The organism is Enterobacter sp. SA187 (assembly GCF_001888805.2).
In the GTDB taxonomy this organism is placed as follows: Bacteria; Pseudomonadota; Gammaproteobacteria; order Enterobacterales; family Enterobacteriaceae; genus Enterobacter_D.
This window is the reverse complement of record NZ_CP019113.1, coordinates 194,902-207,803: the sequence shown is the minus strand read 5'-3', so window position 1 is coordinate 207,803 and position 12,902 is coordinate 194,902. Positions and strand designations below refer to the sequence as shown.

Here is a 12,902-nt window from a genome sequence, read left to right as displayed (position 1 = left end):
AAATGAGTCGCTGGCGGGGCCAGTACAGCGTTTGTTAATGATGAGGTTTGTGAATGCCGAGCAGCACCTGGTTTAAAGCATTAATCATTTTTGCCGCCCTCTGGGCACCGTTAAGTCAGGCAGACACCGGCTGGCAACCCGTTCAGGAAACCATTCGTAAAAGCGATAAAGATACCCGTCAGTATCAGGCGATCCGCCTTGATAATGGCATGGTCGTGCTGCTGGTCTCGGATCCGCAGGCAGTCAAATCCCTCTCCGCGCTGGTGGTGCCGGTGGGATCCTTACAGGATCCCGATACTCATCCAGGCCTTGCGCACTATCTTGAACATATGACGCTGATGGGGTCGAAAAAATACCCGCAGCCGGACAGCCTCGCCGAGTTTTTGAAGTCGCACGGCGGCAGCCATAACGCCAGTACCGCGCCTTACCGCACCGCTTATTATCTGGAAGTGGAAAATAACGCGCTGGAAGGAGCCGTCGATCGCCTGGCGGACGCCATCGCCGCGCCGCTGTTAGACAAAAAGTATGCCGAACGTGAACGCAATGCGGTGAATGCCGAGCTGACCATGGCCCGCGCCCGCGACGGTATGCGCATGGCGCAGGTCAGCGCCGAAACCATCAACCCGGCCCACCCCGGCGCGCGTTTTTCGGGCGGCAATCTTGAGACGCTGAGCGATAAACCCGGCAGCCCGGTGCATGACGCTCTGCTGGCTTTCCGCGATAAATACTACTCCGCTAACCTGATGAAGGCCGTGGTGTACAGCAACCGTCCGCTGCCTGAGCTGGCGAAAATCGCCGCGCAAACCTATGGACGCGTACCGAACAAAAATATCACCCCGCCGGAAGTGACGGTGCCGGTGGTGACGGATGCGCAAAAGGGCCTGATTATTCACTATGTGCCCGCCATCCCGCGTAAAGTGCTGCGCGTGGAATTCCGTATCGACAACAACACGCCGCAGTTTCGCAGTAAAACCGATGAGCTGGTGACCTATCTCATCGGCAACCGCAGCCCGGGAACCCTCTCTGACTGGCTTCAACAGCAGGGGCTGGTGGAAGGGATCCGCGCCGACTCCGATCCGGTGGTCAATGGCAACAGCGGCGTGCTGGCGATTTCCGCCACGCTGACCGACAAAGGCCTTGCCCATCGCGATGAAGTGGTGGCGGCAATTTTTAGCTATCTGAAATTGCTGCGCGAACAGGGCGTGGATAAACGTTATTTTGATGAACTGGCGCACGTGCTGGATCTCGATTTCCGCTATCCGTCCATCACCCGTGATATGAGCTATGTCGAATGGCTGGCGGATACCATGATCCGCGTGCCGGTGGAACATACCCTGGATGCGGTGAATATTGCCGACCAGTACGATCCCCGGGCGCTGAAAGACCGCCTTGACATGATGACGCCGCAGAATGCCCGCGTCTGGTATATCAGCCCGGATGAGCCGCATAACAAAACCGCCTATTTTGTGAATGCGCCTTATCAGGTGGATAAAATCAGCGCGCAGACCTTTAGCGACTGGCAGCAAAAATCCGCCGCCATCCCGCTTAAATTGCCGGAGCTGAACCCCTATATCCCGGACGATTTCACCCTGCTGAAACCGGGTAAAACCTTTGAACATCCGGAGCTTATCGTGGATGAGCCAGCGCTACGGGTGGTGTACATGCCGAGCCGCTATTTCCCGCAGGAACCCAAAGCTGATGTCAGCGTGGTGCTGCGTAATCCACAGGCGATGGACAGCGCCAGAAACCAGGTGCTGTTTGCCCTGAACGATTATCTGGCAGGTATCGCGCTGGATCAGCTCAGCAATCAGGCGGCAGTGGGCGGCATCAGCTTTTCGACTAACGCCAATAACGGCTTAATGCTTAACGCCAATGGTTATACCCAGCGGCTGCCGCAGCTGTTTGAGGCGTTGCTGAAAGGCTACTTCAGCTATGAGCCAACCGAAGAACAGCTGGCGCAGGCCAAATCCTGGTATGCGCAGATGATGGATTCAGCCGACAAAGGCAAAGCCTACGATCAGGCTATTTTGCCTCCGCAAATGCTCTCTCAGGTGCCCTATTTCCAGCGGGAAGTGCGCCGCGAACTGCTGCCCTCTATTAGTCTGCAGGACGTGGTGGCCTACCGTAACGCGCTGAAAACCAACGCCCGTCCGGAATTTCTGGTGGTCGGCAACATGGCGGAAAGCGAGGCGAAAGCCTTAGCGCACAACGTACAGACGCAACTGGGGACGCAGGGTAATGAATGGTGTCGTAACCGGGATGTGCTGGTAGATAAAAAGCAGTCGGTCATCTTTGAAAAAGCGGGCAGCAGCACTGATTCCGCGCTGGCTGCGGTGTTCGTGCCGCCGGGTTACGATGAGTTCAGTAGCTCCGCCTACAGCGCCATGCTCGGCCAAATCATTCAGCCGTGGTTTTATAATCAGCTGCGCACCGAGGAGCAGCTCGGCTATGCGGTTTTTGCTTTCCCGTTCAGCGTCGGACGGCAGTGGGGCATGGGCTTCCTGTTACAAAGCAGCGATCGCCAGCCAGCGTATCTGTGGGCGCGTTATAAAGCCTTCTTCCCGACGGCGGAAGCCCGACTGCGGGCGATGAAGCCGGAAGAATTTGCCCAGATCCAGCAGGGGGTGATCGCGCAAATGGAGCAGGCCCCTCAGACGTTAGGTGAAGAAGCCTCGCAAATCAGCAAAGATTTCGATCGCGGTAATATGCGCTTCGATTCACGTGATAAAGTAGTGGCCCAGATTAAACTGCTGACGCCGCAAAAGCTGGCGGATTTCTTCCACCAGGCGGTGGTTGAACCGCACGGTATGGCGATCCTCTCCCAGGTTTCCGGCAGCCAGAACGGCAAGGCTGAGTATGTGCGTCCTGACGGCTGGAAAGTATGGGATAACGTCAGCAAGTTGCAGCAAACTATGCCCCTGTTAAGTGAGAAAGAATGACCGAACCCGCCCAGACCCTTGATCCACTGCGCTTGCCGCTGACAGGCGAGCGCCTGATTGAAGCGTCGGCGGGGACGGGAAAAACCTTCACCATTGCCGCGCTCTATTTGCGGCTACTGTTGGGCCTTGGCGGTCCGGCGGCATTCCCGCGCCTGCTGAGCGTGGAAGAGTTGCTGGTGGTGACCTTCACCGAGGCGGCGACGGAAGAGCTGCGCGGACGTATCCGCAGCAATATCCATGAACTGCGCATCGCCTGCCTGCGCGGTTCTTCTGATAATCCGCTGTATGCCAGCCTGCTGGACGAAATCCCCGACCGGCAACAGGCCGCCAGCTGGCTGCTGCTTGCCGAACGGCAAATGGACGAGGCGGCCGTGTTTACCATTCACGGCTTCTGCCAGCGTATGCTGAGCCTTAACGCCTTTGAGTCCGGCATGCTGTTTGAGCAACAGCTGATTGAAGACGAATCCCTGCTGCGCGCGCAGGCGTGCGCAGACTTCTGGCGTCGCCACTGTTATCCGCTGCCGCGTGATATCGCCCAGGTGATCCACGCCTCCTGGCAGGGACCGCTGGATCTGCTGAAATCCATCAACCGCTATTTGCAGGGTGAAGCGCCGGTGATCAAATCGCCGCCGCCGGAAAACGAAACCCTGGCGGAGCGGCATCAGCAGATCATCACGCAAATTAACGACATGAAAGCCCAGTGGCTGACGGCCTGCAATGAAATTGACGCAGTGATCGAGCCATCCGGCATCGACCGGCGTAAGTTCAACCGTGGCAACCAGGGTAAGTGGATCGAGAAGATCACCGCCTGGGCGCAGGAAGAAACGCGCAGCTACCTGCTGCCCGACGCGCTGGAAAAGTTCTCGCAATCCTTCCTGGCGTCACGCACCAAAACGGATGGCGTGGTGCCGGAGCATCCGCTGTTTGTCGCAATTGAAACCTTTCTGGCCCGTCCGCTGACGTTAAGCGATCTGGTGCTGGTCAAGGCGATGAAAGAAATCCGCGAAGCCGTGGCGCGGGAAAAACGCCGTCGCGGCGCGCTGGGTTTTGACGACATGCTCAGCCGTCTCGACAGCGCCCTGCAAAGTGAAAACGGCGACGCGCTGGCCGCGGCGATCCGCCAGCGTTTTCCGGTGGCGATGATCGACGAATTCCAGGATACCGATCCGCAGCAGTATCGTATTTTCCGCCGTATCTGGCGACAACAGCCCGATACCGCGCTGCTGTTAATTGGCGATCCGAAACAGGCGATCTACGCGTTCCGCGGCGCGGACATTTTTACCTACATGAAAGCGCGTAGCGAAGTCAGCGCCCACTACACGCTGGATACCAACTGGCGCTCGGCGCCGGGCATGGTGGCCAGCGTTAATACGCTGTTCAGCCGCATGGATAACGCTTTTATGTTTCGCGAGATCCCCTTCCTGCCGGTGAAATCCGCGCCGAAAAACAGCGCGTTACGCTTTGAGTTTAACGGTCAGATGCAGCCTGCCATGAGCCTGTGGCTGATGGACGGCGACGGCGTCAGCGTCGGGGATTATCAGACCTTTATGGCGCAGCACTGCGCCGCGCAAATCCGCGACTGGCTGATTGCCGGACAGCAGGGCAGCGCCGTGCTGCACGATGGCAAAGTCAGCCGCGCGGTGAAAGCCTCGGATATCACCGTGCTGGTGCGCAGCCGCCACGAAGCGGCGCTGATCCGTGATGCGCTGACGCTGCTGGCCATCCCGTCCGTTTATCTCTCCAACCGCGACAGCGTATTTGAAACCCCTGAAGCGCAGGAGCTGCTCTGGCTGTTACAGGCGGTGCTGGCCCCGGAGCGGGAAAGCACGCTGCGCAGCGCCCTGGCCACCTCCATGCTGGGTCTGAACGCCCAGCACATCGAAGCGCTTAATCTTGATGAGCAGGCGTGGGATGAGGTGGTAGAGGAATTTGATGGTTATCGTCAGCTGTGGCAAAAGCGCGGCGTGATGCCGATGCTGCGCGCGCTGATGAAGCACCGCAATATTGCGGAAAATCTGCTGGCGACCTCCGGCGGCGAACGTCGGCTGACGGATATTCTGCACATCAGCGAACTGCTACAGGAAGCAGGCGCGCATGCCGAGAGCGAACATGCGCTGGTGCGCTGGCTGGCGCAGCATATCGCCGAGCCGGACAGTAACGCCTCCAGCCAGCAACTGCGGCTGGAAAGCGACAAACATCTGGTGAAAATCGTCACCATTCACAAATCCAAAGGTCTGGAATATCCGCTGGTCTGGCTGCCCTTTATCGCCAACTACCGCGCGCAGGACCAGGCTTTCTATCACGATCGCACGTCCTTTGAGGCGGTGCTTGACCTGAGTGATGCCGAGGAGAGCGTGGCGCTCGCCGAAGCTGAACGTCTGGCGGAAGATTTACGTCTGCTGTACGTGGCGCTGACGCGTTCAGTGTGGCATTGCAGCCTGGGAATTGCGCCGCTGTTTCGCCGACGCGGTGAGAAAGCCGGCGACAGCGATTTTCATCACAGCGCATGCGGACGCCTGATCCAGCAGGGCGAGCCGCGCGACGCCGCCGGGCTGCGGGCCTGCCTGCAAAGCCTGGAGAGTGACAACATCGCGCTGCACATTCCCGGCGTGCCGGATAACCGCCGCTGGCAGTTCAACAGCGAGGTGCCGCCGTTGCTGCGCGCGCGCGACATTGAGCGCCTGGTGCGCGATGACTGGCGCGTCACCAGCTATTCCGGCCTGCAACAGCGTGGACACAGCATGGCGCAGGATCTGCTGCCGCGCTTCGATCTCGATGCCGCAGGCGAACGCGATGCGCAGGAAACCCCGGCGCTGACGCCGCACCAGTTTCCGCGCGGCGCGTCGCCCGGTACCTTCCTGCACAGCCTGTTTGAAGATCTCGATTTCACTCAGCCGGTCGCGCCTGAATGGGTGGCGGAAAAGCTTGAGCTGGGCGGGTTTGACGAGCACTGGCAGCCGGTACTGAGCGAGTGGATCAACGCGATCCTACAGGTGCCGCTCAGCGGGCCAGGCATTTCGTTAAGCCAGCTGCCAGCCCGCGAAAAGCAGGTGGAGATGGAGTTTTATTTGCCGATCAGCGCTACCCTGACCGCACCGGCGCTTGATGCGCTGATCCGCCGTTACGATCCGCTGTCCGCCGACTGCCCGCCGCTCGATTTCCGCGATGTACGCGGCATGCTGAAAGGCTTTATCGACCTTGTTTTCCGTCATAACGGGCGCTATTACCTGCTCGATTACAAATCGAACTGGCTCGGGGAAAGTAGCGAAGCCTATACCCAGGCGGCGATGGCGCAGGCCATGCAGGCGCACCGTTATGATCTGCAATACCAGCTCTACACCCTGGCGCTGCACCGTTATTTACGACACCGCATCGCCGGATATGATTACGAGCAGCACTTCGGCGGCGTGATTTATCTGTTCCTGCGCGGCGTGGATCGCGACGCGCCAGGCCAGGGGATTTTTGCCACCCGCCCGGATGTGCAACTGATTAGCCAGATGGACGCGCTGTTCGCCGGTGAGATGCAGGAGAACAGAGAATGAATATGCAGAATTTATTATTAGAGGCCGTGGCGCAAAAAGCGCTGCGTCCGCTGGATGTGCAGTTTGCGCTGACCGTCGCCCGTGACGATGAACCCGCCGTGATGCTGGTGGCGGCGTTGTTAAGCCGCGATGCGGGGGAGGGGCACGTCTGCCTGCCGCTGTCGCGCCTGTCCGTCGCCGAGTTCAATCGCCTGTATCCGCAGCTGTTGCCCTTGCTGGAAGAAGCGGGCGTACCGGATGACTGGCGCGCAATGCTGCTTGCTTCGCCTGCGGTGAGCGCAGGAGATGAGCCGACGCCCATGGTGCTGACCGGTGAGCGGTTGTATCTCAACCGGATGTGGTGCAATGAGCTGACGGTGGCGCGCTTTTTCTGCGAGGCCAACCAGCCGCTGCCGGTGAATGAAGATGAAATTAAACGCTCGCTGGACGATCTCTTTCCGGCAACCGACGGCATCAACTGGCAGAAAATCGCCGCCGCTGTGGCGCTGACAAGACGGATCTCGGTGATCTCCGGCGGGCCTGGCACGGGTAAAACCACCACCGTCGCTAAGCTGCTGGCGGCGCTGGTGCAGACCGCCAACGGCGACAAATGCCGTATCCGGCTGGCGGCGCCTACCGGCAAAGCCGCCGCGCGACTGACCGAATCGCTCGGCGCGGCGCTGCGCCAGCTGCCGTTAAGCGATGAGCAAAAGAAACGTCTGCCGGATGAGGCCAGTACGCTGCACCGCTTGCTGGGGGCGCAGCCGGGCAGTCAGCGCCTGCGCTACCATGCGGGCAACCCGCTGCATCTGGACGTGCTGGTGGTGGATGAAGCCTCCATGATCGACCTGCCGATGATGTCGCGGCTTATCGACGCGCTGCCGCCGCACGGACGGGTGATTTTCCTTGGCGATCGCGATCAGCTGGCGTCGGTGGAAGCCGGTGCGGTGCTGGGAGATATCTGCGCCTGGGTGAACGCCGGTTACAGTCCGCAGCGTGCTGAAGAGCTGTCGCGTCTCACAGGCATGCAGGTGCCCTGCGGCGAACAACAGGGCGCAGAGGCGCTGCGTGACAGCCTCTGCCTGCTGCAAACCAGTTACCGCTTCGGCAGCGATTCCGGTATCGGCCAGCTGGCGGCCGCGGTAAACCGGGGCGATAAGCCCGCCATGCGCGCCGTCTTCAGCCAGGGCTTTACCGACATCGGCAAAAGCACCTTACAGACCGGCGATGATTATCAGACCATGATCGATGACGCGCTGGCAGGTTATGCGCGTTATTTACAACTGGTACGCGACGGCGCGCCGCCAGAAGACGTGCTGGCGGCGTTCAGCGAGTTTCAGTTGCTGTGCGCGCTGCGCGACGGGCCCTTTGGCGTCGGCGGTTTAAACGAGCGCCTTGAGCAACGACTGGCGCAGAAACGCTGGCTGGTGCGTCATGCCCACTCCCGCTGGTACGAAGGGCGTCCGGTGATGATTGCCCGCAACGACAGCGCGCTGGGGCTGTACAACGGGGATATCGGCGTGGCGCTGGATCGCGGGCAGGGGACGCGCGTCTGGTTCCCGCTGCCGGACGGCACCATCAAGTCTGTGCAGCCGAGCCGTTTACCGGATCACGATACCGCCTGGGCGATGACGGTACATAAATCCCAGGGGTCGGAGTTTGACCATGCGGCGCTGATTTTGCCGGGGCAGATTGTGCCGGTGGTGACCCGCGAGCTGGTGTATACCGCCATCACCCGTGCGCGGCGCAGGCTGTCGCTGTATGCCGATGACCGTATTCTGGCGCAGGCGATTGCCACCCGCACCGAGCGGCGCAGCGGATTAAGCGACATCTTTTCACTGTGAAAGCACCCCCGCCCGCTGCGGGGGCGTAAATCAGCCGAGATCCGCCATCAGCACTTTTGAACGGCGCTGATAGTTGTACATCTCTTTTTTGCTCTCCGGCAGGGAATCAATATCCACCGGCGTAAAGCCGCGCTCCTGGAACCAGTGAATGCTGCGCGTGGTTAACACGAAGAGTTTGCTGAGTCCCATCTGCCGCGCCTGTAAAGCCACACGCTCCAGCAATACCTCACCGCGGGACGAGCTGCGGTAGTCCGGGTGCACCGCCACGCAGGCCATTTCACCGATTTTTTCTTCCGGGAACGGATAGAGCGCCGCGCAGGCGATGGTCAGGTTATCGCGCTGGATAATAGTGAATTTGTCGATCTCCATCTCCAGTTGCTCACGCGAGCGGCGAACCAGAATACCCTGCTGCTCCAGCGGGCGGATCAGCTCCAGAATACCGCCGATGTCGTTGATGGTCGCACGACGGATCTGCTCGGCGCTCTCCATTACGATTTGCGTGCCGATACCGTCGCGGGAGAACAGCTCCTGCAACAGCGCGCCATCTTCCTGATAGCTGATCAGGTGACTGCGACGCACACCGCTGCGGCAGGCTTTGACCGCCCCGCGCAGAAAGCGCACCGTGCCCGACTGGTAATCCTGACGCGCCTCCAGCTCCTCAACACGCGCCTGGGCATCGTTGGGGAACAGCTCTGAGACGATATTGCCATCGTCGTTGATCACCCCCTGCGAGGAGCAGAAGCCGATCATTTTCTCCGCCTTCAGCTTAATCGCCAGCTGGGTGGCGATCTCTTCTGACGTCAGGTTGAAGCTTTCACCCGTTACCGATACCGCCACCGGCCCCATCAGCACAATGGCGCCGCTGTCCAGCTGGCGGTGAATGGCTTCCTCGTCGATACGACGGATACGGCCGCTGTGGCAGTAGTCCACGCCATCATCCACGCCCAGCGGCTGAGAGATAATAAAGTTGCCGCTCACCACGTTGATATGCGCGCCCTGAAGCGGCGTGTTGTTGAGGCTCATCGACAGCCGGGCGGTAATATCCAGCTGCAACTGACCTGCCGCCTGTTTAACCAGCTCCAGCGTTTTGGCGTCGGTCACGCGGGTATGTTTGTGATAAACCGGCTCGTGATGATGCGCGGCAAGGTTCGCGTCAATTTGCGGGCGTGCGCCATACACCACCACCAGGCGAATGCCGAGGCTGTGCAGCAAGCCAATGTCATTGACGATACTGGAAAAGTTCTCATGCTCAATGGCTTCGCCGCCCAGCATGATGACAAAGGTTTTCCCCCGATGGGCATTAATATAGGGAACTGAATGGCGGAATCCCTCGACCAGTTCGGTTCTACGCTCCTTCACCACGGCACAACCCTCACTGCATGATTATTCGGATTTTGTGTATTTTTATTCTTTTATGGCGGCGGGCGCAAGCCTAAATTTGCCGCGGCTCCATTTTCATTGCCACGAGAATTAAGTTACGAATGCTATGTTTACCCTTTTGTTGATGACAGTTTATGCGTCATTCGTTAAAGTTTTCGGTCAATTTGGACGTATAGATAGCTTATTAGATTTACTTTGCTCGGGAGAGGCATGTCAGGATCCAATTCAATTATCAGCCGCCGCCGTTTACTGCAAGGGGCAGGCGCGATGTGGTTGCTCAGCGTAAGCCAGGTGGGACTGGCTGCGGTAAGCCAGGTTATCGCCGTGCGCGTCTGGCCTGCATCCACCTACACGCGCGTGACCGTGGAATCGAACCGGTTATTAAAATATCGCCAGTTCGCCCTGAGTAATCCTGAACGTCTGGTTGTGGATATTGAAGGCGTCAACCTGAACTCGGTCCTCAAAGGCGTGGGCATGCAGATCCGCGATGACGATCCCTTTATCAAATCCGCGCGCGTCGGGCAGTTCGACCCGAAAACCGTGCGTATGGTGTTTGAACTGAAACAGAATGTAACGCCGCATCTGTTCTCGCTGGCACCGGTCGCGGAGTTTAAAGAGCGTCTGGTGATGGATCTCTATCCGGTAAACGGACAGAACGAACAGGATCCGCTGCTGGCGTTGCTGGAAGATTACAATAAAGGTGAGTTAGATCGGCAGGTGCCGCCTGCGCAGAGCGGACCGAAGCCGGGGAAAGCGGGGCGCGATCGGCCGATTGTGATCATGCTCGATCCGGGACACGGTGGGGAAGATCCCGGCGCGATTGGCAAATATAAAACCCGGGAAAAAGACGTGGTGCTGCAAATCGCCCGTCGGCTGCGAGCGCTCATCGATCGTGAAGCCAATATGAAAGCCTATATGACCCGTAACGAGGATGTGTTTATTCCGTTGAAGGTGCGGGTGGCGAAAGCCCAGAAGCAGCGCGCAGATCTGTTTGTCTCTATCCATGCGGATGCCTTTACCAGCCGGGCAGCGCGGGGTTCATCTGTATTTGCGTTGTCCACCAAGGGCGCAACCAGTACCGCGGCAAAATTTCTCGCCCAGACGCAGAACGCCGCTGACCTGGTGGGGGGCGTCAGTAAAAGCGGCGACCGCTATCTCGATCACACGCTGTTCGACATGGTGCAGTCGCTGACGATTAACGACAGCCTGAAGTTTGGCAAAGAGGTGTTAAAGCGTCTTGGCGGTATCAACAAACTGCACAAAAACCGCGTGGATCAGGCAGGCTTCGCTGTACTGAAAGCGCCGGATATTCCGTCGATCCTCGTCGAAACGGCGTTTATCAGTAATATCGAAGAAGAGCGCAAGCTGAAGACCGCGAAGTTCCAGCAGGAAGTGGCGGAGTCGATTCTGGCAGGGATCAAAGCGTACTTTGCAGAGGGCGGGGCACTGGCACGGCGCGGATAACGCGTCGTTTTTTTACGGAACGCAGAAACAAAAAAACACCCGTCAGGGTGTTTAATGTGTTGGTTGCGGGGGCCGGATTTGAACCGACGACCTTCGGGTTATGAGCCCGACGAGCTACCAGGCTGCTCCACCCCGCGTCCGTCTTTACTCTTCCATCGAGTAAACTTTCTCTTTGTGCATAATTGGTTGCGGGGGCCGGATTTGAACCGACGACCTTCGGGTTATGAGCCCGACGAGCTACCAGGCTGCTCCACCCCGCGTCCGTCTTTTACTCTTTCATTCGAGTAAACGTCTTACTGTAATGCACTTAATTGGTTGCGGGGGCCGGATTTGAACCGACGACCTTCGGGTTATGAGCCCGACGAGCTACCAGGCTGCTCCACCCCGCGTCCGTGGAAGCGCACTATACTCCGCTCGCTCTTTGACGCAACCCTTTTTCCAAAAAAAGGCGAATTTCATTGAGCATCTGAATAAAAATAGTGCAGCCAGGCTATTTTTTATACTCCTCGGGGCTGTGATGCCGTTCGCACATTTCATTAGCGACACGGGTTTGTTATCTTCAGAGCACGCATTCGGCTTAAGTAAGAAGACGAGACATAATGAAAGGACGTTGGGCGAAGTACCTACTCACTGGCGCGATGGTGGTGATCCTCGCAGCCTGTTCCTCCAAACCGACCGATCGCGGTCAACAATATAAAGACGGGAAATTCACCCAGCCTTTCTCTCTGGTTAATCAGCCAGACGCCGTAGGCGCGCCCATTAACGGCGGCGATTATGCCGAACAGGTCAGTCAGGTGCGCACCGCGTCACCGCGTTTATATGGCAACCAGAGCGCCATCTATAATGCCGTGCAGGACTGGCTGCGCGCGGGTGGCGATACGCGCACCCTGCGCCAGTACGGTCTGGACGCCTGGCAGATGGAAGGCGCGGATAACTACGGCAACGTGCAGTTCACCGGTTACTACACGCCGGTAGTGCAGGCGCGTCATACCCGTCAGGGCGAATTCCAGTACCCGATTTATCGTATGCCGCCAAAACGCGGACGGCTGCCGTCCCGGGCGGAGATCTACGCCGGGGCACTGAGCGACAACTATATCCTCGCCTACAGCAACTCGCTGATGGACAACTTTATTATGGACGTGCAGGGCAGTGGCTATATTGATTTCGGCGACGGCAGCCCGCTCAACTTCTTCAGCTACAGCGGCAAAAACGGCCATGCCTACCGCAGCATCGGTAAAGTGCTGATCGATCGCGGCGAAGTGAAGCGGGAAGATATGTCGATGCAGGCGATCCGTCACTGGGGCGAAACGCACAGCGAGGCGCAGGTGCGCGAACTGCTGGAGCAAAATCCGTCCTTCGTCTTCTTCAAACCGCAATCTTACGCGCCGGTGAAAGGGGCGAGCGGCGTGCCGCTGATTGGCCGCGCATCCGTGGCCTCTGATCGCAGCATTATTCCGGCCGGGACAACGCTGCTGGCGGAAGTGCCTTTGCTGGATAACAACGGCAAATTCAACGGCCAGTACGAGCTGCGTCTGATGGTGGCGCTGGACGTGGGCGGCGCAATTAAAGGCCAGCACTTCGATATTTATCAGGGGATTGGCGCAGACGCCGGTCATCGCGCGGGATGGTATAACCATTATGGCCGCGTGTGGGTACTGAAGACCGCGCCGGGCGCAGGATCGGGTAACGTGTTTAGCGGGTGATCGTGCTACTATTTTGCCCCTCTCCTGCAAGGGGAAGGTGATCATCAACTC

At 58.7% G+C, this 12,902-nt stretch carries 6 protein-coding genes and 3 tRNA genes; 5 read left to right on the top strand and 4 right to left on the bottom strand.

Annotated features, from left to right (window positions below; translation table 11 throughout):
* Nucleotides 1-53: 53 nt before the first annotated feature.
* From ptrA to recD, 3 genes are read left to right on the top strand one after another with little or no spacing between them, the layout of a single operon-like run.
* Nucleotides 54-2,939 carry a pitrilysin gene (ptrA, locus tag BMF08_RS01010; RefSeq protein WP_072569927.1) on the top strand — a complete coding sequence of 962 codons (2,886 nt, stop codon included), beginning with the start codon at nucleotides 54-56 and terminating at the stop codon, nucleotides 2,937-2,939.
* Entirely contained in the window at nucleotides 2,936-6,481 is a 3,546-nt protein-coding gene (gene recB, locus BMF08_RS01005; RefSeq protein ID WP_072569928.1) for an exodeoxyribonuclease V subunit beta, read from the top strand. The genes ptrA and recB overlap by 4 nt, the downstream gene beginning before the upstream one ends.
* Complete coding sequence (recD, locus tag BMF08_RS01000; protein ID WP_072569929.1) at nucleotides 6,478-8,304, top strand: exodeoxyribonuclease V subunit alpha; 1,827 nt, start codon at nucleotides 6,478-6,480, stop codon at nucleotides 8,302-8,304. The genes recB and recD overlap by 4 nt, the downstream gene beginning before the upstream one ends.
* Before the next feature lie 30 nt (nucleotides 8,305-8,334).
* Here the strand turns inward: recD and argA are convergent, their stop codons facing one another.
* Nucleotides 8,335-9,666 (bottom strand): amino-acid N-acetyltransferase, encoded by a 1,332-nt coding sequence (gene argA, locus BMF08_RS00995; protein WP_072569930.1) that lies wholly within the window; start codon nucleotides 9,664-9,666, stop codon nucleotides 8,335-8,337.
* Between the two features lie 228 nt (nucleotides 9,667-9,894).
* On the opposite strand from argA, the gene amiC reads away from it, so the two are divergent.
* Entirely contained in the window at nucleotides 9,895-11,148 is a 1,254-nt protein-coding gene (gene amiC / locus BMF08_RS00990) for an N-acetylmuramoyl-L-alanine amidase AmiC (protein ID WP_072569931.1), read from the top strand.
* 60 nt (nucleotides 11,149-11,208) lie between these two features.
* Here amiC and BMF08_RS00985 read toward each other — a convergent pair.
* The 3 genes from BMF08_RS00985 to BMF08_RS00975 all read right to left on the bottom strand — a co-directional run bounded on the left by BMF08_RS00985 (nucleotide 11,209) and on the right by BMF08_RS00975 (nucleotide 11,537).
* Nucleotides 11,209-11,285: transfer RNA gene (locus BMF08_RS00985), tRNA-Met, on the bottom strand.
* A 46-nt stretch (nucleotides 11,286-11,331) separates the two neighbouring features.
* Nucleotides 11,332-11,408 (bottom strand) — tRNA-Met (locus tag BMF08_RS00980).
* 52 nt (nucleotides 11,409-11,460) lie between these two features.
* Nucleotides 11,461-11,537 (bottom strand) — tRNA-Met (locus BMF08_RS00975).
* A gap of 210 nt (nucleotides 11,538-11,747) precedes the next feature.
* Between BMF08_RS00975 and mltA the strand changes: the two genes are divergently transcribed.
* Nucleotides 11,748-12,851 (top strand): murein transglycosylase A, encoded by a 1,104-nt coding sequence (mltA, locus tag BMF08_RS00970; protein ID WP_072569932.1) that lies wholly within the window; start codon nucleotides 11,748-11,750, stop codon nucleotides 12,849-12,851.
* Nucleotides 12,852-12,902: the final 51 nt, after the last annotated feature.